Genomic DNA, 20,617 nt, shown 5'->3' with positions numbered 1-20,617 from the left:
ACAGTTCGTTAAGCGTGATGAAACAGCAGCTCCTTAGTGAGAATAAACGTGCCCATGGCCAGCGTGAACCAGCCGAAAGCCGGCTTCAGCTTGGCCCCGGGAATGAAGCGGGCCAGATAGGTGCCCAGCACGATGCCGCCGAGGGCAAAGGCCAGAAAGCCGGTAATAAACGGCCACGCGATGGGCGTGCCGGCGCTCAAATCGCCGCTGAAGCCGATGAGTGAGTTGAGGGCAATAATGGCCAGGGAGGTGCCCACGGCCAGCTTCATGGGCAGGCGCGCGCCCAGCACCAGGGCCGGAATAATGAGGAAGCCTCCCCCCGCGCCCACGAAGCCCGTGAGCAAACCCACTACCAGGCCAATACCCAGAATGAGCGGGTAATTGAAGGTGGACTTCTGGTGCAACTCCTCATCAAGCACCACCTCGGCCTGCTTGCTGCGAATCATGGAAACGGCCGCGCCGACCATGAGCACGGCAAAGGCCACGAGCACCAGCAAATCCTTGGTGAAGACGATGCTGCCCATCGTGAACAGCTCGTGCGGGATGGCCGGCATCAGCACCTTGCGCACCAGGAACACGGCCGCCAGCGAGGGAATCAAAAATACCACGGCCGTTTTCAGCGACACCAGGCCCTTGCGGAAATAGCCCCAGGCACCCACCACCGAGGTGCTGCCCACCACGAACAGCGAATACGCCGTGCTCAGCACCGGGCTCACGCCCATCAGGTACACCAGCACGGGCACCGTGAGGATGGAGCCCCCGCCGCCCATGATGCCGAGCGAAAGGCCGATGAAAATAGCCGCAAAGTAACCGAGGTAGTGAAGCATGAGGGAATTACGTATGAAATTATGAATGGTTGTTCATGTATTGCGGCAAAAAAAGGGTCGGTTCCTTACAAAAAGGTGCAGCCGGCCAGGCACTGAATCACGTCAATCACCTCCCGCATTTTCAGCGAGTAGAAAATGTTTTTGCCTTCGCGGGTGCTGCTCAGAATGCCCTTAAGCTTCATGCCCGAGAGGTGGTGCGAGAGCAGGCTCTGCTCCACATTCAGCTTGTCGCTGATTTCCGTGACCGACAGGCTTTCCTGCGCCGCCAGCAGCTGCACGATGGCAATGCGCGTAGGGTGGGCCGTGGTCTTGAGTATGAAGGCCACTTTCTCCATCTTCTCGATGGAGAGGCCCATGTCAACGGCAGCGGGGGAAACGGAGAGTGTCATCGGGAGTACAAATGTATGAACAACTTGTCATACGTACAATCATAAGCTCCCAATAAGTTCACGACGTTCGATATTTCTGCTTGGCGCGGTTTCCCAAGTTGGTGTACCGGGCCGGACAGTAGCGCGAACCCTGTAATTCGCGCTACTAGTACGCTTATGCTAAATGTGCTGTAAACATGCACTATGACACGTTTATATTCCTGTTTGCTGACGGGGCTTAACGCGGGGGGGCTGCATTGCCCGCCGCTGCCCCGGTCGGCCGCTAATCAGTGGAAATGCCGGGTGTGTTAATGGTTGATAAAAGACTGTCCGATAGTGTGCTAAAGCGAATGCAGGAGGGTCATCTTGTAGCAAGCGCCAAGACAAATCGGCTGGGGACCAACAAATGAAACTTTGTTCATATTAACTTTGTCACCCAATCAACTCCCTCAACTATGAATCGCAAAACCATCACCTCCTGGCTCCCACTGGCCCTGTTTGCCCTCGTTATGTTCTCGCCCCTGCGGCCCATCGTGCTGGGTGGACTGCAGCGCGGCCTGCTGGCCACCGGCCTTATGAAAGCCGACGTGCCCGTCGCGCCCGCCAACGAAATGCCGGTAGTGCTCGCCAGCGGCAGTGCCTACCCGCACAACCTGCCCATGGCCACCCTCGACGGCAAAGCCGTGAACCTGAGCGACCTGAAAGGCAAAGTGGTGTTTGTGAACCTGTGGGCCAGCTGGTGCCCACCCTGCCGCGCCGAAATGCCCGGCATCGAGGCCCTCTATAAGAAAGTCGACCACTCCAAAGTGGCCTTCGTGATGCTTTCGCTCGACGATGACGTGGCCAAGGCCCAGAAGTTTGTGAAGGCCCAGGGCTACACCTTCCCCGTGTACATGCGCACCGGCGAACTGCCCGCGCCGTTTGATTCTAACTCCATCCCCTCCACCGTCATCCTCGGCCCCGATGGGCAGGTCGCGGCCCGCCACGACGGCATGGCCGAGTATGACACGCCCGAGTTCCTGGCCGCGCTGGATAAGCTGGCGAAAGGAGCAACTCGCTAAACATACCCCGAATCCGAAAGCAAAAGCGGGACCCCCAGCTAGTTAGCCGCGCAAAAAAAACGTCATGCAGAGCATTCTGCATGACGTTTTTTTTGTTCAGGCACAAGGTTAATTACGGGGACTTTTCCTGCTTATTATCAGGCCAGTATGGCTATTGGTGGGGGTGGGGCCAGCTCGTTGAGTGTGGGCTGCCCGGCCAGCCAGCAGCTCAGGGTTTCGAGGGAAGTGGTGGCGATGTTGGTGAGCGCGTCGTGGGTCAGGAAGCCCTGGTGGCCGGTTATCAGCACGTTGGGGTGGGCCAGCAGCCGCACCAGCAGCGCATCCTGGAGGGGCTGCTGGGAATGGTCGTTGAAAAACAGGCCTTTTTCGTGCTCGTACACATCGAGCCCCAGGTAGCCCAGCTGGCCCGATTCCAGCGCCGTAAGGGCGGCTTCCGTGTCCAGGAGCGCGCCCCGGCCCGTATTGATGAGCATAACGCCGCGCTTGGTGCGGGCCAGCTGCGCCGCGTTCATCAGGTGCCGGGTAGCGGGCGTGAGCGGGGCGTGTAAGGTGATGACATCGGCCTGCGTGCACAGCTCGTCCAGCGACACGTATTCCAGGCCGTAGCGCCGGGTCAGCTCCGCATCGGGCTGGATATCATAGCCCAGCAGGCGGCAGCCAAAGCCGTGCAGCAGGCCCGCCAGCGTGCCGCCAATGGTGCCGCAGCCGATGATGCCCACCGTTTTGCCGTGCAAATCGAAGCCCACGAGGTTGTCGAGCCGGAAGTCGGCGCGGCGCACCTGGGCATCGGCCTGGCGCAGGTGGCGGTTCAGGGCCAGCATGAGGGCCAGGGTGTGCTCGGCAATGGCGAAAGGGGAATAGTGCGGCACGTTGGCCACGCGCAGGCCCAGCCGGTGGGCGGTGGGCAGGTCCACGTTGTCGTGGCCGGCGGCGCGCACCAGCAGGTAGCGCACGCCCAGCGCCCAGAGTTTTTCGAGCACCGGCGCGGAGGCATCGTCGTTTACGAATACGGCCACGGCGGTGCTGCCGGCGGCCTGGGCCGCGGTGTCCATTGTCAGGGCTGCGTCCAGGAAATGGAAGGTGTGCTGGCCCTGCGCGGCGGCTGTGAGGTAGGGGCGCTCGAAAGGGTAGGCGCTGAAAATGGTGATGGTCATGGTCATGAGATTGGGTTGAAGAAAAGGGTGGGGCAGAAAGTGTCGGGGGAGGAGTGGCGCGCCGGCAGCTGTGCCCAGGGAATAGCGCAAAGTGGTGGAAATACAAGAATACGCCGCGCGCGCAGCCGGCTTATTGATGAAAGTCATGCCCGGGGCCTGACCTTGCGCATGCCGTTTGCCGCCCGCTGCCCGGTTCTTTGCCAGTGCTGTTACCTCCGTCCCAAGCACCGCCCCATGACGCCTTCCCTGCTGATTCTCACCGATTTTTTTCGGGCCGCCAACAAGGCGCTCGACTACGCCACCAACCTGGCCCGGCCCCTGGGGGCCCGGCTGGTGCTGCTGCACGTGCGCCGCGACTCCATCCTCGACCCGGAGATGTTCACCGGCGAGCTGTCCGACCTGAGCAAGGAGGCTACGGCAATGGCCCTGAGCCGGGTAGCCGATGACCTGGCCGTGCCGGTAGTGACCGAAATCGGGCACGGCCGCGTGGCCTTTGCCGTAGCCGATGCCGTGAGCCGGCACCATCCGCTGCTGGTGGTGCTGGGCCGGCCCGACTATTCGGCCACGCCCGATGAGCTGGTGCAAACCACCGCGCTCGACCTGCTGCGCACGGCACCCTACCCCATGCTTATTGTGCCGCACACGCTGGCCAGCAGCGCCTTGCCCCGGCGCGTGCTGCTGGCCGTCGATGGGGAGGACTTCACCATCGGCCCGCACGCCGGGGTTATGCGCTACCTATCGCGCACCCTGGGCGTGGAGCTGACGGTGCTGCACGTAGCCCCTGATGCTGCCGCAGATGTTTCGGAGGACGAGGTAATGGCGTCGGTGCGGCGCACCGGGCTGGGCGTTGATTTGCCGGTGCCGATGCGCTACCGGCACATGGCGGCGGCCCGCCCGGCCGACGGCATTCTGCAGGCTGCCCAGGCCGGCGACACGGACCTGGTGGTGCTGCTGGCGCGGCCCCGCAGCTTCTGGGGACAGCTGTTTCACCAAAGCGTGACGGCTGAAGTACTGCTGCACAGCCCGGTACCGGTGCTGGTGCTCCCCACCATTGCCTGACGCTGCACGTAAAAGAACTAACCCGCCAAGGCCCGGCAATGAAGCCTGGGTGATAATGAGTGCAGAAGTAACCGTATGCTCCGGTCTGACCGCCCTAGGCGGTCTGACCGGTTGAAGCACCCCCGATTTAGTCCTCACGAAAACCGGTTGAAGCACCCCCGATTTCGTCCTCACGACAACCGGTCGGGCCGCCTCCAATTTCGTCCGCACGACAACCGGTCAGACCGCCTAGGGCGGCCAGACCGGAGCATACGGGTGCCCGGCACAGTTTCCTTTTTGCCTCGCCCGGCTTCTCCCTCGCGCACCAGCGGGCATTCGGGCAAATTCAACTTAACATCTTTCTATGGACTACTGCCTGACCCCCGTGACCGACGTGGCTGCCGCGCTGACGACCTCGCCGGCCGGCCTCGACGCGGCCACGGCCGGGCAGCGTTTGGCCGAGCACGGCCCCAACCGGCTGGACGACGCGGAGAAAAAAACCCTCTGGCAGTTGGTGCTGCACCAGCTGGCCGACGTGATGATTCTGGTGCTGCTGTCCGCCGCCGGGGTGTCGGTGCTCATCGGGGAGGCCAAGTCGGCCTACGTCATCCTGGCCATTGTGGTGCTGAACGCCGTTATCGGTTTCGTGCAGGAATACCGGGCCGATAAGGCCATGGAGGCCCTGCAAAAGATGGCCGCCAGCCACGCCCAGGTGCTGCGCGACGGCCAGCCGCAGGAAGTCCTCACCGCCGACCTGGTGCCCGGCGACGTGGTGCTGCTCGAAGCCGGCAACGTGATTCCGGCCGATGTGCGCTTCCTGGAAACCCACGCCCTGAAAGTGGACGAGTCGTCGCTGACCGGCGAATCGGGCGACGTGGAGAAAACGCCCGATGCGCTGCCGCCCGGCGACTACCCCCTCGGCGACCGGCTGAACCTGGGCTACAAGGGCACCTCCGTGACCAACGGCCGGGCCACAGCCTACGTGGTGGGCACCGGCATGGGCACCGAGCTGGGTAAGATTGCCGCCCTCATTCAGACGGCCGAAGTGGTGACACCGCTGCAAAAGCGGCTGGGCACGCTGGGCAAGCGCCTCTCAGTGGCCGCGCTGGTGGTGGGCGGGCTGTTTTTTGGCGTGGGCTGGCTGCGGGGCGAACCCTGGGAAAACCTGCTGCTGGTGTCCATCTCGCTGGCCATCGCGGCATTGCCCGAGGCGCTGCCGGCGCTGGTCACCGTGTCGCTGGCGCTGGGCGCGGGCCGGCTCATGCAGAGCCATGCTCTCATCCGCAAGCTGCCGGCCGTGGAAACGCTGGGCTCGGTTACCTACATCTGCACCGATAAAACCGGCACCCTCACCCTCAACCAGATGACGGTGCAGGACCTCTACGAGGTGCCCGCCGTGACCCTGCCCGGCCTGGCCGACCGCAACGCCCTGCTCACGGCCCTGGCCCTGAACACCGACGCCACCTGCGACCCCGAAAACCAATGGCTAGGCGACTCGACCGAAGTAGCCTTGGCCCGGTACGCCGCCGACCGGGACTATACCCGCCCGGCGCTGGAGCAGCAGTTTCCACGGCTGGCCGAGCTGCCCTTCGACTCGGAGCGCCGGTGCATGACCACGCTGCACCAAACCCCGGCGGGCGTGCTGGTGCTCACCAAAGGCGCGGCGGGGGCGCTCTACGAGCAGCTGGCCGGCAGCCAGCAGGCCAGCATTGCCGACCTCACGCGGCGCGTGGACGAAATGGCCGCCCAGGGCTACCGGGTGCTGGCCTACGGGGCCAAAGTACTACCCGCAATGCCCGCCGACCTCACCCCGGCCGCCGTGGAAACCGGCCTCACCTTCCTCGGCTTCGCCAGCCTGATGGACCCGCCCCGCGAGGAAGCCCGCCAGGCCGTGGCCGAGTGCAAAACGGCCGGCATCATTGCCGTCATGATTACCGGCGACCACAAGCTCACGGCCAAGGCCATTGCCGAGCAGCTGGGCATCATTTCTTCCGAAGAAGAGCTGGTGCTCACTGGCCCCGAGTTGGGGGCGCTGGACGAGGCCGGCTTCGCGGCCGTGGTGGAAAAAGTGCGGGTGTATGCCCGCGTCGACCCCGCCCAGAAGCTGCGCATCATCAGCGCGCTGCAGGCTCGGCACCAGTTTGTGGCCATGACCGGCGACGGCGTGAACGATGCCCCGGCCCTCAAAAATGCCGACATCGGCATTGCCATGGGCATCAACGGCACGGAGGTGGCCAAGGAGGCAGCGGCCATGATTCTGCTTGATGATGACTTCGCGACCATCGTGGAGGCGGTGCGGCACGGGCGGCGCATCTACGCCAACATCCTCAAGTTTATCCGCTACATCCTGGCCGGCAGCGTGGGCGAAATTACGGCCTTGTTCTGCGCGCCGTTTTTCGGCTTGCCCGTGCCGCTGCTGGCCATTCACATTCTGTGGATTAACCTGATAACCGACGGGCTGCCCGGCCTGGCCCTGGCCTACGAGCCGTCGGAAAAGAACAGCATGCAGCGCCCGCCCATCGACCCGCGCCAGACCATTTTCTCCGATGGCCTGGGCTGGTTCATCCTGGGCATCGGGCTGCTGGTGGGCGGCCTCACCATCGGCATGCAGGCCTGGTCCATTCGCCGGGGCCTGCCGCACTGGCAAACGATGGCCTTCACCGTGCTTTGCTTCAGCCAGCTGGGCATGGCGCTGGCCATTCGCTCGCGGCGCGAGTCCATTTTCACCCTCGGGCTGTTTTCCAACAAGGCCATGCTGGGGTCGGTGGTGCTCACCGTGGGCCTGCACCTCACTATCTTGTATGTACCCTTCTGCAACGAGCTGTTCAGCACCCAGCCGCTCACCGTGGCCGAGCTGGGCATCACGGTGGCCGTGGCCAGCGTGGTGTTCTGGGTGGTAGAAATCCAGAAGCTCATCATCCGGCGGCGTGGGGAGGCCGTGGTGCGGTAACCACAGGCCCCCCGTGCCACGTTATCAAGCAGGTAGTCAGTCATCAGCAATCAGACTTCATACATCTAAAAATCAGTCTATTGATTCCGGTCTGACTGCCGATTACGGCAGACTGACTACTTACCTCACCGGACTACCTGAGCCCGGCCTGGTTCGCCCGCCTTTGCAGGCTGGGCGCACGGGCCGGCAACTCGTACTCCTTCACCCTACCGCCATGGCCATCGTCCGATTCATGCGCCCCCTGGTGCGGCCTTTCGCCCAGTTCTTCCACCTCAAGGCGGCCAGCTGCCTGTTGCTGCTGGCCAGCGCGGTGCTGGCCCTGGTGCTGGCCAACATCAGCTGGGGGCTGGGGCTGCACTTCCCGGCGGTGTGGCACCAGCACCTGCGCATCACGGTGCACCAGCTTGTGCTCGACCACTCGCTGCTGGACTGGATAAACGACGGGCTGATGACCCTGTTTTTTCTGATGGTTGGCCTGGAAATCAAGCGCGAAGTGCTGGGTGGCGGGCTTGCCACGCTGCACCAGGCGGCCCTGCCGCTGGCCGGGGCGCTGGGGGGCATGGTGGTGCCGGCGCTGCTGTTCATCTTCTTCAACCACGGCACGCCCACGGCCAACGGCTGGGGCATTCCCATGGCCACCGACATTGCCTTTGCCCTGGCCGTGCTGCAGTTGCTGGGGCCGCGCGTGCCGCTGGGCCTCAAGGTGTTTCTCACGGCCCTGGCCGTGGTCGATGACATGGGGGCCATGGTCATCATTGCCGGCTTCTACACCAAAAAACTGTATCTGAGCTACCTATACCTGGCCATCGGTACCTGGGCTTTGCTACTGGCTTTCAACTACCTGCGCGTAAGTAGTTTATGGGCCTACCTGCCGCTGGGGGTGCTGCTTACGTACTTCATGCTCGAATCGGGCATTCATACCACGCTGGCCGGGGTGCTGCTGGCGGTGGCCATTCCCTTCCGCGACGCCTGCCCGCGCCCCGAAATGCTGGAGCGGCTGCACCGGCAGTTGGGCCGGCTGCAAGACCGAACGCAGCACAAAAGCGCCGACCCGCACGGCATCGGGGCGGAGTTGGAGGCGCTGGGCCGCCGCAGCAGCTCGCCGGCCCAACGCCTGGAGAGCCAGCTCTACGTCGTGGTCGGCTTCGTGGTCATCCCCCTGTTTGCCTTCGCCAATAGCAGCCTGGTGATTGCGCCGGCGGCCGTGCGCGGCCTGCTCTCGCCGCTGGGCTTGGGCATTGTGGTGGGGCTGCTGGTGGGCAAGCCCTTGGGCGTTGGGGCCGTGTGCTGGCTCACGGTGCGCCTGGGCTGGGCCAAGCTGCCGCCCGGCGTGAGCTGGCCGCAGATATGGGCCGTGGGCGTGCTGGCCGGCATTGGCTTCACCATGTCCATTTTCATCACCTTGCTGGCCCTGGGGCCCCACTCGCCCGATACCGACACGGCCAAGCTGGCGGTGCTGGTGGCCTCCGTGTGCGCCAGTGGGCTGGGCTACGCGCTGCTACGGCGTACGCTAACCGCGCCAGCGTAATCTGAGGGGTGTGTTATCTGTTGGTGCGGAGTTGCTGTTGCGGCTGCGGCCTTGTTTCTTAGGGCTATTATGTGTCTGATTATAAGTGGTTAAATAGCAGCCTGCAATAAGAGCCCAGCAAACTGGTTAGTTGACAAAGCTCATGCCCCGGGGATAAGCTTCGTCAACCAATGCCGGAAGCGCCGCCCGTAAGTTTGAATAATTAAGCCGGGCCCGACAAGCGTTTGATGCTCATTCGGTTTGGGAGACTTCCCTGCTGCCCGACGTCACTTTTAGACTTATTAGCCATGACTAATATCCTTTTTGAACGCCTCGGAGGTACAACTGGTATCAAGTCGATTGTTGATGATGTTGTCGAAGCACACATGTATAATCAAGCAATCAGCGCCCGGTTTTTGCCTTATAAAGAGCAACCGGAGAAGTTGGCCATCATAAAAAAACACACCGTTGATTTTTTCAGTGCCGGGAGTGGTGGTCCGGTCACTTACTCAGGCAGAGACATGGTTACCACCCATACAGGAATGAACATAAGCCCTGCGGAATACATCAACGTGGTTGATGATATATTGACGGTTTTGAGTAAGCATAAAATTGACGACCAGTCCAGAAATGGTGTTCTAGCCATCCTTTGGTCGTTAAAAGACATGATTATTGCCAGATAAAACGGGCGCGGCGGCGTGGCGGTCTCGGCTTCGAACGCGGTATTGCGCGTACTCTTGTACTGAATCCTCCTCCTGGCATCCATACTACTCAATGAAGCCCACAAACACTGCTATTCGCCGCAAACCCCGGCCACATTTCCGGGACATTGTGGTCATCGGCGCTTCGGCTGGCGGCGTCACCGCTTTGCTGGCGCTGGCCAAAGTCCTGCCGGCCGACTTTCCGGCCCCCATTTTCATCGTGCAGCACGTAGCCCCGGATTCGCCGAGTATTCTGCCCCAGCTGCTCAGCTCCGTGTCGGCTTTGAAGGCCCGGCACCCCCGGAATGGCGAAACCGTGGAGCTTGGCGTCATGTACGTGGCTCCGCCCGACCACCACCTGCTGCTCGAAGACGACAAGGTGCTGGTGACGCGCGGACCGAAGGAAAACCGCTTCCGGCCGTCCATCGACGCATTATTTCGCTCGGCGGCCTACACGTTTGGGCCCCGCGTGATTGGAGTGGTGCTCACGGGCTATCTCGACGATGGCACCTCCGGCCTGTGGAGCGTTCAGCGCATGGGCGGGGTAGCCATTGTGCAGGACCCCTACGATGCCGAGCAGCCGGCCATGCCCACCAATGCGCTCCAGTTCGTCGAAGCCGATTATGTGGTTCCCCTGGCCGAGCTGGGGGCCTTGCTGGTGCGGCTGACGCAGGAGCCGGCGCCCGCCCGGCCGCACCTGCCCGCCGAGCAGCTCGACCTGCTCAAAATCGAGCTCACCATTGCCAAGCAGGGCGGGGGCTTCGAGCTGGGCATCATCGAGAAAGGGCTGCTCACGCCCTTCACCTGCCCCGAATGCCACGGGGCGCTCACCCAGCTCATCGAAGGCAACCTGATTCGGTACCGTTGCCACACGGGCCACGCCTACACGGTCAGCTCCCTGCTCAGCGAAGTCACTTCCTCGGTCGAAAGCCTGCTCTACCAGTCCATGCGCGGGCTCGAAGAAACCAAGATGCTGCTCCACAACCTGGGCATGCACTTCACCAAAAATCAACAAACCGATGTTGCCGAGCTGTTTTTTCGCAAAGCCGATGAAACCGGCCTGCAGGCCCGCATCGTGCACCAATCCATCCTCACGCAGGAAGCCCTGAGCGGGGACCTGCAGTTCCGCCAAAACAAGCTGCCCGTTTCCTGACCAGCCCGGCATCCCGCCCGCGTCTGCAGGCTCGGGAACACGGGTAAATGCACGTTGGCTGTGCCCGGCTGGGGCCCATGGCAGCCGGCCGGATTGCGTTTTGGCCGGGGCCCGCAGCATCTTGCATTGCCTGGCCGCTCGTCAGGTGCGGCCCGTAGGTTTCCGTAGTCCTGCTTCGTGCCTTCCCACTCTTTGCGCTGGTTACTGCCTGATTACGTGCTGATTCCATAATCATTCCTTTCGAGCCCGGTCCGGCCTGATAAGCCAACCCAGTTACGACAATACACAAAAAAAGGCTCCTCAGCAGTTGCTGAGGAGCCTTTTGCTGCGCTGCGGGGCGGCCGGTTATATCGGGTTGTCGGCATCGCCGATTTTGCCGCCGTCGTTGGCTGAGCTGGGGGAAGCATTGCCCACGGTGTTATCGGTGTTGTAGGCCGTGGTGTTCTTGGCTTGGTTCTTCCGCTCCTGGTCGGAGCCGCCGCCGCTATTGCGCTGCTCGGCGCTGAGCTGGGAGCCTTTGTTGCTGCTGCCCTTGGCGGTGTAGGCCGGCTGGCCATCGTCGTTCACGTCGTTGCCGTGGTTGCCGCCGTGGTGGCCTTCGCTGCTCGCCGTTTTGGTCAGTTTGTGCGCGCCTTGCTGCTGCACGCCCGCGCCGTGCACGTTTGCGTCGGTGGGGGCATCGCTGCCGTCGTTGGCCACCTGGGCCTGCGTCCGGTGGTGTTCGTTCTTCACTTTAGTAGCCATGATTGAAAAAGGAAATGGTGAGAATGGGAATTGCGGGACCCTGCCCGAAACGGGCTTAGGCATAGGGCTGGTGGTCGTTGTCGGGCTTGTCGAGGTTGCGGTTGGGGTGGCTCAGGGGGGCGTTGGCACCGGGCTCGTCGGGGCCGTCGGTGTACTCCTGGCTCAGGTCCAGCGTATCGGCCAGCTCCTCCAGGTCAGGAATGGTTTTCACGCTGGCTTTCGAGAGGCCCTCGCCGGCCGGAATGCCTTTGGCGCTGCGCGTAGTCGAGCGGGGCAGCACGGGTTGTTTGCTATCGGGATTGATGGGGGGCTTCGACATGGTGGAGGGGGTTTAAAAAGAATGAAACTCAGTTGACACCGCCCAGATTGCTCCGGGGCTGGCTGTATCAAAAGTACCGGCCCCACCAGGCCCCGGAAATGCAAAAGCTCATCCCCAAGGATGAGCTTTGTTAACGAAAGCGTGAGCTGCCCCCCCGCCGCGCGGTGCCGTGGCCTACCAATGCGCCCGGCGCAGCTTTTCGGGTTCCAGCACCCGGATGGTGTTGGGAGTGAGCGCAATCAGGCCGTCGTGCTTGAATTCGTTGAGGGTGCGGCTCAGCGACTCCGGGGCGGTGCCCACCATGGCGGCCATGTCGTCGCGGGTGAGCTGGATGCCCACGTCGGCGACATCGGTGCTGGCCTGCTGCTGGTGCAGCTGCACCAGCGTATCGGCCACGCGCCGGCGGATGGAGCTGTAGGCCAGGGCCAGCAGCTGCTCGGCCTGCCCGCTCACCTGGCCGGCCAGCAGGCGCACAAACTGCTGGCCCACGTCGGGGTTGCGCAGCAGCAACGCCATGAAATCATCCTTCGGAATGTAGAGCAGCTCGGCCTCGTCCACGGCAATGGCCGAGTCGCAGTGGGGCGTGTGCTGCAGCAGCGGCAGGTAGCCGAAGAACTCGCCGGGGCCGTAGAGGCCCACAATCAACTCCTTGCCGGTATCGGTGGTTTTCACGGTTTTCACCCGGCCGCTCTGCACGTAGTAGAGCCGGATAGCTTCGTCGCCTTCGAGGTAAATATCCTGTTTCTTGCGAATCAGGTGGGCTTTGCGGTCCAGCGAGAGGCTGGCCAGGTCGCCGGCCTGCTGCGCCTCGTCCAGAAACCGGTGCAGGCGCTCCCCGTCGGGGTTTGGTTCCGGCTTCAGGTGCTGAAAGCGGCTGAGCCGCCCGCTCACGGCACTCAGCAAATCGGCTTTTTCGAAGGGCTTGCTCAGGTAGTCGTCGGCCCCCAGGGCCATGCCGCGCCGGCGGTCGGCCCGGTCGGTTTTGGCGGTGAGAAAGATGAACGGGATGCCCGTGAGCTGCGGGTGCTGGTTGAAAATCTGGAGCACCCCGTAGCCGTCGAGCACAGGCATCATGATGTCGCAGATAACCAGGTCGGGCCGGGCACTCAGGGCCAGCTGCACGCCCGCTTCCCCGTTTTCGGCCGTTTGCATGGTGTAGCCGGCCAGCTCCAGTAGCTGCGCCGTGTTTTCCCGGATGATTTGATGGTCTTCAATGAGCAGAATGGTGGGCATGACAGGGGAGGTTAAGGGTGGAAGGGAGGGTTCTGGGGCTTGTTCAACGGGTGGCCTCACCGCCCCTAATCGGGCGTGGAGAGGGGCAGCCTGATGGTGACCAACGTGCCCTCGTCGAGGACGCTGTGCAGGTCGATGGTGCCGCCCATCAGCTCCAGGTATTTGGCAATGATGTAGAGCCCCAGGCCGGTGCCGGGCACGCCCACGACGTTGGGAGCCCGGAAAAACTGCTCGAACAGGTGCGCCTGGTCTTCCGTCGAAATGCCCACGCCCTGGTCCTGCACGGTTATCGTCAGCTCCCGGGGCTGGCAGCTGGCCCGCACGGTAATAACCGAGTTTTCGGCCGAGTACTTGAGGGAATTGGAGAGCAGGTTCATCAGGATTTTGCGCAGCAGCGAGGCATCCAGGCGCACCGGAATGGGGCAATGCACCTGCCAGTCGATGGTTTGGCCGGTTTTGAGCAGGCCCTGCACATCGGCCACCGTGTCGCGCACCAGGCTGGTCAGGTTCAGGTTGCCGGGGTGGGCCTCAATTTTGCCTTCCTCGATGCGGCCCACCGACAGGAATTCTTCCAGAATGGTGTTCAGATGCTGCACCGAGGTACGGATGTGGGCCACGTACTTCAGCCGCTGGGCCTGCTGGTGGCCGCCGGGAAACTCGGCAATCAAATCGGCGGAGGTGAGCACGGCGGTGAGGGGCGTGCGGAACTCGTGCGAAGCCATGCTTACGAAGCGCGATTTCAGCTCGCCCAACTCCTGCTCGGCCTGCAGGGCCAGGGCCAGCTCGTCGCCGCGCTTTTCCAGCTGCTCCAGCGTGACCATCAGGGCGTTGGTGCGGTCGATGACCTTTTGCTCCAGCTCGGCGTTGAGGCGGGCCACGCGCTGGTGCTGGGTGCGCAGCTCCTGCTCGGCGGCCTGCTTGGCGGTCAGGTCCAGGATGTAGGCCACCACGTAAAGCTCCTCGTCGAGATAAAAGTAGCTCAGGCTGGCCTCGACGGGAAAAGTGGAGCCGTCGCGGCGCTGGCCGGCCAGCGGGCGGTCGTGGCCCATGTTTCGCACCTGCGGGTCGGCATTGTAGGATTCGCGCAGCTGCGCGTGGTGCCGGCTGGCGGCATCGGGCACCAGCATTTCAATCTGCTGGCCCAGCAGCTCGGCCGGGGAGTAGCCGAACAGCTGCCCGGCCCGCGCATTGACGGACACCATGCGGCCCGGCCGGTCGCAGACGATGATGCCCAGTGTGGCGTTGGTAAACACGGCCTCGAAACGGCGCACGCTGTGGGCCAGGGCGCGCTCGGCCTGCTGCAAGCGGCTGTGCTCGGTGAGGTTGACCAGAAACAGGGACCGGCCGTTGAGCTCGAAATACGTTAGCTTGACGTAGGCCCGAAACGGCGCGCCGACGTGGCGCCGAATGTCGGCTTCGAGCTCGTGGTGGCCCTCGCGGCGGGTAATTTCGCACAGGCGCAGCCACTGCTCGGGCGTCCAGGGCGGCGTGCGCAGCGAGTGGTTGGGGTCGGTGAGCAGGGCTTCCTCCGAAGGGTAGCCGAGCAGGTGCACGCCGGCCGGGTTTACGTGCGTGAACCAGCGCAGGTCCAGGTCGTAAATGCCGGCCATTTCCTCAGAATGGGTATATAGTAGCTCGGCCACCACGTCCGTGTAGGCACCTGGAAGCATGGGCATAATGACAAAATGAGCCGCGCGGAGGCCCGGGGGGCGGCAGGTACGCGCGGGCTTATGCTACCGGGCTTGACAAACGTCACCACGGCTCCCTGATATCCATCATACGGCCCAGCGGAAGCCTCGGGTAATTTTGCGGCTACTTATTCTGTAGCGCTTACGGTCTGTCACGGTGCAGCTTACTTTTCCCTGGCCTATGTTCTCTTCTGCTATTGTTCCGTTTCTGCCCGCCCACGCGGCCATGCTGCTCGTGATGCTGCCCACCGTGGGCCCCGGCAACCGGCAGGAAAGCCCACTCGCCCGCACCACCACCAATCAGCTGCTGAAAGGCTTGCAGCTCCAGCTCGGCACCGCTATTCACGTGCTGAAAGTAGACGAAGGCAGCCACCCTGCCGTGGTGCACGCCTTCGATGGCCGGGGCGTGCCCGCCTTCGTCCTGCTGCGCGACGGCGCGGAGCTTTGGCGGCAGCAGGGCCTGCCCGAAGGTGCCCCCATGGCCGCCTTGCTGCTAAGCAAGCTGGCCGAGGCCGGGGGATAAGTAATCTGTGCCGGCAGGGCCTGCCGCCCTTCCTGAATTATTCGGAGCGAATCAAGCCGTTTTCCAGTTTGCGCCGCCATCCAACTTTCACAGGCACCTGGCAGGGGGTGTCGTACGCTTGTAACGGACTTTGCTTAGTCCATTTAATTGCTGATTATATGGATGTTAACCTGCAATTTCTGGGGGCCGCGCACTGCGTCACCGGCTCCAAATACCTGCTCACGCTCGACGACCATGCCAGCCGGCCCCACCAGGTGATGGTGGACTGCGGCCTGTTTCAGGGCCTAAAGGAGCTACGCCTGCGCAACCGCGAGCCCCTGCCGCTCCCGGTGGCCGATGTGGAGCTGGTCATCCTCACTCACGCCCACATCGACCACAGCGGCTACCTGCCCAAGCTGGTGCGCGACGGCTTCCGGGGCCGCATCCTGTGCACCGAGGCCACCGCCGACCTGCTCAGCATCATGCTGTTAGATTCGGCCAAGCTCCAGAAAGAAGAAGCCGCCTATGCCAATAAAAAAGGCTACTCGAAACACCACCCCGCCGAACCGCTCTACACCCAGACCGACGTGGAGCACATGCTGCCGCTGGTAGAAACCGTGGCCTATGACGCCCCCGTTACCCTGCTCGATGGCCTGCTCACGCTCACCTTCCGCGATGCCGGCCACATCCTCGGCTCGGCCATAGTGGAGCTGGCCGTGCAGGGCGCGCAGCAGCGCAAGCAGCTGGTGTTCTCCGGCGACCTGGGCCGCTACGACAACCCGGTACTCTTCGACCCCACGCCCATAGCCACGGCCGACGTGCTGCTGGTGGAGTCCACCTACGGCGACCGCGACGCGCGCATCGAAGACCCCGAGGCCGAGCTGGTACGGGTGGTGACAGAGGCCATGGCCCGGGGCGGCGTGCTGCTCATCGCTGCCTTCGCCGTGGGCCGCACCCAGACCCTGCTCTATTACCTCAAAAAGCTCATTGCCGAAGGCCGCCTGCCGCAGGTGCCGGTGTACGTGGACAGCCCGATGGGCATTCGCGTGTCTGACCTGTACCCGCGCCACCCGGCTGCCCACCGCCTCGGACACGGCAACGTGTTCGACTTTCCGGGCGTGCGCTTCATCACCGAAGCCCGCGAATCGAAGGGGCTGAACTCGAAAACCGGGCCGGCCATCATCATCTCCTCCAGCGGCATGTGCACCGGCGGGCGCATCGTGCACCACCTCTTCAATCGCCTGACCCGGCCCCAGGATACGCTGCTGCTCGTGGGCTACCAGGCCGAGGGCACCCGGGGGCGCCGCCTGCAAAACGGCGAAACGGAAATCAAAATGTTCGGCGAAATGGTGCCCGTGCGCTGCCAGGTCAAGCAGCTCGAAGGCTTCTCGGCCCATGCCGACCGCTCGGAGCTGCTGCGCTGGCTCGGCCAGTTTCAGGCCCCGCCCAAGCGCACCTTTATCGTGCACGGCGAACCCGCGCCCGCCGAGGCTCTGGCGAAAACCCTGCGCGAAGCCCACGGCTGGCCCAACGTGGAGGTGCCCGACTATCTGGACCGTAAAGTGCTGTTCGAAGGCATTTAGAGCAGTTTTCAGGTTCGTGTACACGTAGCGCGAACTTTGTCGTTCGCGTCCCCGCGCCGTTAGAACTACTCTGACGGCGCGGGGACGCGAACGACAAAGTTCGCGCTACTGCCTGCTGGCCTCCTAAGCTGTACACAATCCCGAAAACTGCTTTAGCGCGGGAATAAACCCCGGCCACCAGCAGCGCGAAAGGCTTATTCGCCCAGCCACCACCAGCGCCGGGGCCGCCGCCGGGCCGCCAGCTGGTACTTAACCACGGCGTACTGCTCGATGTGGGCCAGGGCCTCTTCCACCGAATCGGTGTAGGTGAGCAGCCGCAAATCGGCCGGCGCTACCATGCCCTGCGCCTCCAGGTGGGTGAGCAGCTCGCGCAACGACTGCCAATAGTCGCGGCCCACCACTACCACCGGGAAGTCGCGGATTTTTCGGGTCTGAATCAGCGTGAGGGCCTCAAACAGCTCGTCGAGGGTGCCAATGCCGCCGGGCATGATTACGAATGCGTAGGAGTATTTGACCAGCAGCACCTTGCGCACAAAAAAGTGCCGGCAGGCCAGCCAGTGGTCCAGGTACGGGTTGGGATGCTGCTCCTTCGGCAGCACGATGTTGCAGCCCACCGAAAGCCCGCCCACGTCGTGGGCCCCGCGGTTGGCGGCTTCCATAATCCCCGGCCCGCCGCCGGTGAGCACCGTGAAGCCCTGCCGGCTCAGGCCGGCGCCCAGCTGCCGGGCCAGGGCATAAAACGGCGAGTCTTCGGTGACCCGCGCCGAGCCGAATACCGACACGCACGGCCCCACAAAGTGCAGCATCCGAAACCCGCGCAGAAACTCGCGCAGCACCGTCCACAGAAAGCGCAGCTCCCCCCGGCGAGTGCCCGGCCCGGCCATAAAGCGCCGCTCGGCCCGCTGGCTGGGTGGGGACGCGCCGTGCGCCGGGGGTAGGTTTGAAAAGCCCGCGTTGCCTCCGAAGCCGGCACGGTGGTCATGGGGTACAGGCACAGGAATATTCTGTTAGGTAGGTAGTCCGTAATAAGTAGTCAGCAATCAGACCTCATCTATTTAATAATCAGTCAATTAATTCCGGTCTGACTACCGATTACGGAGGACTGACTACTTAATGAGCGAGGCGGGCGCTGTCGCGGGCCCGGCGCGCCTTTTCGCAGGCGGCTTTGCGGGCCTGGCGGCGGAAGTAGCCGCGCAGCAGGAAGTTGTGCTGCAGGGCCGTCATGCTTTGGTTGAGCTTGGCGGTGCTTTGCGCCACGCTGCCCATGGTCTGGCGCAGCTGGCGGGCGGCGGTGGTGTCGGTGAGCAGCGTTTGCACCGGGCCGCCGCCGCTTTGCACCTGCCGTTGCAGGCCGTTGAGGGTGGCGGCCAGCGTGTCGGAAGTGCCGGCCAGCTGCCGGGCGGCGTGCCCGATTTGGCCGGCAAATGCCTCATCGGTAAGCAGGTAGCCCAGCGGACCCCGGCCCCGCCGCACGCCGCTGGTGAGCTGGCGCACATCGGTGGCAGCGGCGTTGAGCTGGGCCGAAGCGGCGGCGGCGTTGCGCACGCTCCGGCTCACATCGGCCGGGAGCTGCTCGTTGCCCAGCAACTCCCACAGTGCCTTGCTGTCGTTGAGCTTGTCCGTGACCTGGCGCAGGCCGGCGGTGATGCCGACCAGGTTTTGGTTGGACACGTCGAGCGTGGCCAGCATGGCGTCGATACTGGTTTTTTCGTGGGTGGGCAGCTGGTCGCCAGCCTGCACGGCCGGGGCCGGGCCCCGGCCGGCCGTGAGGTTGATGATGGTGTTGCCCACCAGGCCGTCGGTGCCGATGCTGGCCACCGCGTTGCGCCGCACAAAGGGCTGCACGTCCTTGTTCAGGCTCATACTCACGCGCACCGTGGTGTCGTTTATAATGCTGATATCCTTCACGGTGCCCACCGTAATGCCCCCCAGCCGCACGTTGTTGCCGGGCAGCAGGCCGGCCACGTTGCGGAAGTCGGCCTGCACCGGCAGGCTGCTTTGAAACAGGTTTTGCTGGCGGCCCAGCAGGTACAGGATGACGAGCAGGCATCCCATCCCCACCACGACGAACAGGCCGAGGCGCACTTGCTTGCTGGTGGAAGAATCGGGCATGATGATGGAAATTAGCTATTTAAATAGGTGAGGGAGGCGACCGGCATCAGATGAAAAAGTCGTGCACGCGCGGGTCTTCATGCTTGGCCAGTTCCGCGTAGGTTCCCTGCGCATAGCAGCGGCCGTCGGCGAGCAGGGCCACGCGGTCGGCCACGAGGCGCACGCTGTCCATGTCGTGGGAGATGATGAAGGCCGCCGTCTGGTATTTCTGCTGCACCTCCCGGATGAGGCCGCTGATTTCGCGCGCCGTGATGGGGTCGAGGCCGGTGGTGGGCTCATCGTAGAGAATAATTTCGGGCTGCAGGATGAGCGTGCGGGCCAGGGCGATGCGCTTGCGCTGCCCGCCCGAAAGTTCGGCCGGCATCTTTTCGGCCGTGTCGCCCAGGCCTACGTCTTCCAGCGCCTGCTGCACCAATTCCTTTTCCTTGCCCCGGCGGTCGGCCAGCCACTGCCGGCGCAGCGGAAACAGTAGGTTCTCGCGCACCGTCATCGAGTCGTACAGGGCATTGCTCTGGAAGAGGAAGCCCAGCTTGGCCCGCAGCTGGTCCATGGCCTCGTGGTCGAGGGTGCTGATGTCCTGCCCCAGCACGGTGATGCGCCCGGCATCGGGCCGCAGCAGCCCAATGATGCACTTGACCAGCACCGACTTGCCCGAGCCCGACTTGCCCAACACCACCACGTTTTCGCCCCGGTGCAGGTCCAGCGAAAAGTCCCGCAGCACATGGTTGTCGCCAAACGATTTGGCAATGTGCTCCAGCGTGAGCACCACCTCGGCGGGGCCGGTGGGGGCAGGGGGCGGAGCCGGCGCGGTGAGGGTTTTCATGGGGCAGGTGGATAGTTGGTCAGGAGCATAACGTTCATTTACAGGCAAATAAACTCTAGTTTAAGCCCAGCAAACCGGTAATCTGCACGGCCAGCAGGTCGATTATGAAGATGAGCAGCGACGATACCACCACGGCCGAGTTGGCCGCCGCCCCCACACCGGCCGTGCCTTTGTTGGCGTAGTAGCCCTTGTAGCAGCCCACAATGCCCACCGCGAAGCCAAAGAAGAAGGTCTTGAAAAAAGCGGGCAGCACATCGGCAAAAGTCAGCCCGCTGAGGATGTTGTTGATGAAAAGAGCCAGCGTCGTAACGCCTCTGGTGTTGATGCCCACGTAGGAAGCGTACAGGCCAATGGCATCGGCCAGCACCGTGAGCAGCGGCAGCATGAGCGTGGTGGCCAGCACCCGCGTCACCACCAGGTACTTAAACGGATTGGTGCCCGATACTTCCATGGCGTCAATCTGCTCCGTCACGCGCATCGAGCCCAGCTCGGCCCCGATGCTGGAGCCGATTTTACCCGCAAAAATCAGCGCCGTGATAATCGGCCCCATCTCCCGGATAATGGTCAGCCCGACCATCGTCGGAATCCAGGACTCGGCCCCGAACTGGGCCATGGTGGGCCGGCTTTGCAGGGTGAGCACGAGGCCCATGATGAAACCCGTAATGCCCACCATCGGCAGCGACTGGTAGCCCACCACGAAGCACTGGTACAGAAACTCGCGCACCTCGTAGCGCGGCCGGAATCCCTCGCGGAAAAACCGCCCGGTAAACTGCGCGATGGCACCGGTTTCGGCAAGGAAAGGGCTTTTGAACACGGAGCAGGAGTTGCAAAAAGTGGGTTAAGGAGCGATGTGA

19 protein-coding genes are annotated in these 20,617 nt (G+C 63.2%); 8 read left to right on the top strand and 11 right to left on the bottom strand.

The genetic code is table 11. The features are described 5' to 3' along the window. Positions 1-8: 8 nt before the first annotated feature. A complete protein-coding gene (locus tag HBN54_RS19375) occupies positions 9-827 on the bottom strand; it encodes a sulfite exporter TauE/SafE family protein (protein ID WP_168674881.1) in 819 nt (272 codons plus the stop codon). Positions 828-892: 65 nt separating this feature from the next. Then, on the bottom strand, positions 893-1,216 hold the full coding sequence (locus HBN54_RS19370) for an ArsR/SmtB family transcription factor (RefSeq protein ID WP_235955608.1): 324 nt from the start codon (positions 1,214-1,216) through the stop codon (positions 893-895). Positions 1,217-1,650: 434 nt separating this feature from the next. Between HBN54_RS19370 and HBN54_RS19365 the strand changes: the two genes are divergently transcribed. Then, positions 1,651-2,256: a TlpA family protein disulfide reductase gene (locus HBN54_RS19365; RefSeq protein WP_168674880.1), complete on the top strand. Its 606-nt coding sequence runs from the start codon at positions 1,651-1,653 to the stop codon at positions 2,254-2,256. Positions 2,257-2,393: 137 nt separating this feature from the next. Here the strand turns inward: HBN54_RS19365 and HBN54_RS19360 are convergent, their stop codons facing one another. Further along, positions 2,394-3,416, bottom strand: a complete 1,023-nt coding sequence (locus HBN54_RS19360; RefSeq protein ID WP_235955607.1) for a 2-hydroxyacid dehydrogenase — start codon at positions 3,414-3,416, stop codon at positions 2,394-2,396. Between the two features lie 228 nt (positions 3,417-3,644). Here HBN54_RS19360 and HBN54_RS19355 point away from each other — a divergent pair, with 228 nt between their 5' ends. From HBN54_RS19355 to HBN54_RS19335, 5 genes are all read left to right on the top strand, one after another. Further along, positions 3,645-4,469, top strand: a complete 825-nt coding sequence (locus tag HBN54_RS19355) for a universal stress protein (protein WP_168674879.1) — start codon at positions 3,645-3,647, stop codon at positions 4,467-4,469. Between the two features lie 343 nt (positions 4,470-4,812). Continuing rightward, positions 4,813-7,398, top strand: a complete 2,586-nt coding sequence (locus HBN54_RS19350; protein WP_168674878.1) for a cation-translocating P-type ATPase — start codon at positions 4,813-4,815, stop codon at positions 7,396-7,398. A gap of 214 nt (positions 7,399-7,612) precedes the next feature. Further along, a complete protein-coding gene (nhaA, locus tag HBN54_RS19345; protein ID WP_168674877.1) occupies positions 7,613-8,926 on the top strand; it encodes a Na+/H+ antiporter NhaA in 1,314 nt (437 codons plus the stop codon). A gap of 287 nt (positions 8,927-9,213) precedes the next feature. Then, positions 9,214-9,588: a group I truncated hemoglobin gene (locus HBN54_RS19340; RefSeq protein ID WP_168674876.1), complete on the top strand. Its 375-nt coding sequence runs from the start codon at positions 9,214-9,216 to the stop codon at positions 9,586-9,588. 91 nt (positions 9,589-9,679) lie between these two features. Continuing rightward, positions 9,680-10,759, top strand: coding sequence for a chemotaxis protein CheB (locus tag HBN54_RS19335; protein WP_168674875.1), 1,080 nt, complete (start codon positions 9,680-9,682; stop codon positions 10,757-10,759). Between the two features lie 345 nt (positions 10,760-11,104). Here the strand turns inward: HBN54_RS19335 and HBN54_RS19330 are convergent, their stop codons facing one another. From HBN54_RS19330 to HBN54_RS19315, 4 genes are all read right to left on the bottom strand, one after another. After that, positions 11,105-11,503 carry a hypothetical protein gene (locus tag HBN54_RS19330; RefSeq protein ID WP_168674874.1) on the bottom strand — a complete coding sequence of 133 codons (399 nt, stop codon included), beginning with the start codon at positions 11,501-11,503 and terminating at the stop codon, positions 11,105-11,107. 55 nt (positions 11,504-11,558) lie between these two features. Next, positions 11,559-11,822, bottom strand: coding sequence for a hypothetical protein (locus HBN54_RS19325; RefSeq protein ID WP_168674873.1), 264 nt, complete (start codon positions 11,820-11,822; stop codon positions 11,559-11,561). A gap of 174 nt (positions 11,823-11,996) precedes the next feature. After that, positions 11,997-13,055 carry a response regulator gene (locus tag HBN54_RS19320; protein ID WP_168674872.1) on the bottom strand — a complete coding sequence of 353 codons (1,059 nt, stop codon included), beginning with the start codon at positions 13,053-13,055 and terminating at the stop codon, positions 11,997-11,999. A 65-nt stretch (positions 13,056-13,120) separates the two neighbouring features. Next, positions 13,121-14,731 (bottom strand): sensor histidine kinase, encoded by a 1,611-nt coding sequence (locus tag HBN54_RS19315; RefSeq protein WP_235955606.1) that lies wholly within the window; start codon positions 14,729-14,731, stop codon positions 13,121-13,123. Between the two features lie 193 nt (positions 14,732-14,924). On the opposite strand from HBN54_RS19315, the gene HBN54_RS19310 reads away from it, so the two are divergent. Together HBN54_RS19310 and HBN54_RS19305 are read left to right on the top strand one after the other, a co-directional pair. Further along, the gene (locus HBN54_RS19310) at positions 14,925-15,266 is read left to right on the top strand and encodes a thioredoxin family protein (protein WP_168674871.1); all 342 of its coding nucleotides are present in this window, start codon (positions 14,925-14,927) and stop codon (positions 15,264-15,266) included. A gap of 158 nt (positions 15,267-15,424) precedes the next feature. After that, positions 15,425-16,828 carry an MBL fold metallo-hydrolase RNA specificity domain-containing protein gene (locus tag HBN54_RS19305; RefSeq protein WP_168674870.1) on the top strand — a complete coding sequence of 468 codons (1,404 nt, stop codon included), beginning with the start codon at positions 15,425-15,427 and terminating at the stop codon, positions 16,826-16,828. 194 nt (positions 16,829-17,022) lie between these two features. Here HBN54_RS19305 and HBN54_RS19300 read toward each other — a convergent pair whose 3' ends face one another. The 4 genes from HBN54_RS19300 to HBN54_RS19285 form a co-directional block, all read right to left on the bottom strand. Further along, positions 17,023-17,823, bottom strand: coding sequence for an LOG family protein (locus HBN54_RS19300; protein ID WP_317170254.1), 801 nt, complete (start codon positions 17,821-17,823; stop codon positions 17,023-17,025). 115 nt (positions 17,824-17,938) lie between these two features. Then, positions 17,939-18,940 carry an MlaD family protein gene (locus HBN54_RS19295; protein WP_168674869.1) on the bottom strand — a complete coding sequence of 334 codons (1,002 nt, stop codon included), beginning with the start codon at positions 18,938-18,940 and terminating at the stop codon, positions 17,939-17,941. A gap of 46 nt (positions 18,941-18,986) precedes the next feature. Next, positions 18,987-19,763 (bottom strand): ABC transporter ATP-binding protein, encoded by a 777-nt coding sequence (locus HBN54_RS19290; RefSeq protein WP_168674868.1) that lies wholly within the window; start codon positions 19,761-19,763, stop codon positions 18,987-18,989. A 55-nt stretch (positions 19,764-19,818) separates the two neighbouring features. After that, the gene (locus tag HBN54_RS19285; RefSeq protein WP_168674867.1) at positions 19,819-20,577 is read right to left on the bottom strand and encodes an MlaE family ABC transporter permease; all 759 of its coding nucleotides are present in this window, start codon (positions 20,575-20,577) and stop codon (positions 19,819-19,821) included. Positions 20,578-20,617: the final 40 nt, after the last annotated feature.

The organism is Hymenobacter artigasi, from assembly GCF_012275535.1.
Classification (GTDB): domain Bacteria; phylum Bacteroidota; class Bacteroidia; order Cytophagales; family Hymenobacteraceae; genus Hymenobacter; species Hymenobacter artigasi.
The sequence above is the reverse complement of the archived record's forward strand: the minus strand, read 5'-3'. Positions and strand labels throughout refer to the sequence as shown.

What these genes read in the sequence shown, in the direction of transcription:
- HBN54_RS19325 (WP_168674873.1), bottom strand. Translation starts at nt 11,822, where the DNA reads ATGTCGAAGCCCCCCATCAATCCCGATAGCAAACAACCCGTGCTGCCC.
- HBN54_RS19295 (WP_168674869.1), bottom strand. Translation starts at nt 18,940, where the DNA reads ATGCCCGATTCTTCCACCAGCAAGCAAGTGCGCCTCGGCCTGTTCGTC.
- HBN54_RS19360 (WP_235955607.1), bottom strand. Translation starts at nt 3,416, where the DNA reads ATGACCATGACCATCACCATTTTCAGCGCCTACCCTTTCGAGCGCCCC.
- HBN54_RS19315 (WP_235955606.1), bottom strand. Translation starts at nt 14,731, where the DNA reads ATGCCCATGCTTCCAGGTGCCTACACGGACGTGGTGGCCGAGCTACTA.
- HBN54_RS19330 (WP_168674874.1), bottom strand. Translation starts at nt 11,503, where the DNA reads ATGGCTACTAAAGTGAAGAACGAACACCACCGGACGCAGGCCCAGGTG.
- HBN54_RS19305 (WP_168674870.1), top strand. Translation starts at nt 15,425, where the DNA reads ATGGATGTTAACCTGCAATTTCTGGGGGCCGCGCACTGCGTCACCGGC.
- HBN54_RS19350 (WP_168674878.1), top strand. Translation starts at nt 4,813, where the DNA reads ATGGACTACTGCCTGACCCCCGTGACCGACGTGGCTGCCGCGCTGACG.
- HBN54_RS19310 (WP_168674871.1), top strand. Translation starts at nt 14,925, where the DNA reads ATGTTCTCTTCTGCTATTGTTCCGTTTCTGCCCGCCCACGCGGCCATG.
- HBN54_RS19335 (WP_168674875.1), top strand. Translation starts at nt 9,680, where the DNA reads ATGAAGCCCACAAACACTGCTATTCGCCGCAAACCCCGGCCACATTTC.
- HBN54_RS19290 (WP_168674868.1), bottom strand. Translation starts at nt 19,763, where the DNA reads ATGAAAACCCTCACCGCGCCGGCTCCGCCCCCTGCCCCCACCGGCCCC.
- HBN54_RS19320 (WP_168674872.1), bottom strand. Translation starts at nt 13,055, where the DNA reads ATGCCCACCATTCTGCTCATTGAAGACCATCAAATCATCCGGGAAAAC.
- HBN54_RS19340 (WP_168674876.1), top strand. Translation starts at nt 9,214, where the DNA reads ATGACTAATATCCTTTTTGAACGCCTCGGAGGTACAACTGGTATCAAG.
- HBN54_RS19370 (WP_235955608.1), bottom strand. Translation starts at nt 1,216, where the DNA reads ATGACACTCTCCGTTTCCCCCGCTGCCGTTGACATGGGCCTCTCCATC.
- HBN54_RS19375 (WP_168674881.1), bottom strand. Translation starts at nt 827, where the DNA reads ATGCTTCACTACCTCGGTTACTTTGCGGCTATTTTCATCGGCCTTTCG.
- HBN54_RS19365 (WP_168674880.1), top strand. Translation starts at nt 1,651, where the DNA reads ATGAATCGCAAAACCATCACCTCCTGGCTCCCACTGGCCCTGTTTGCC.
- nhaA (WP_168674877.1), top strand. Translation starts at nt 7,613, where the DNA reads ATGGCCATCGTCCGATTCATGCGCCCCCTGGTGCGGCCTTTCGCCCAG.
- HBN54_RS19355 (WP_168674879.1), top strand. Translation starts at nt 3,645, where the DNA reads ATGACGCCTTCCCTGCTGATTCTCACCGATTTTTTTCGGGCCGCCAAC.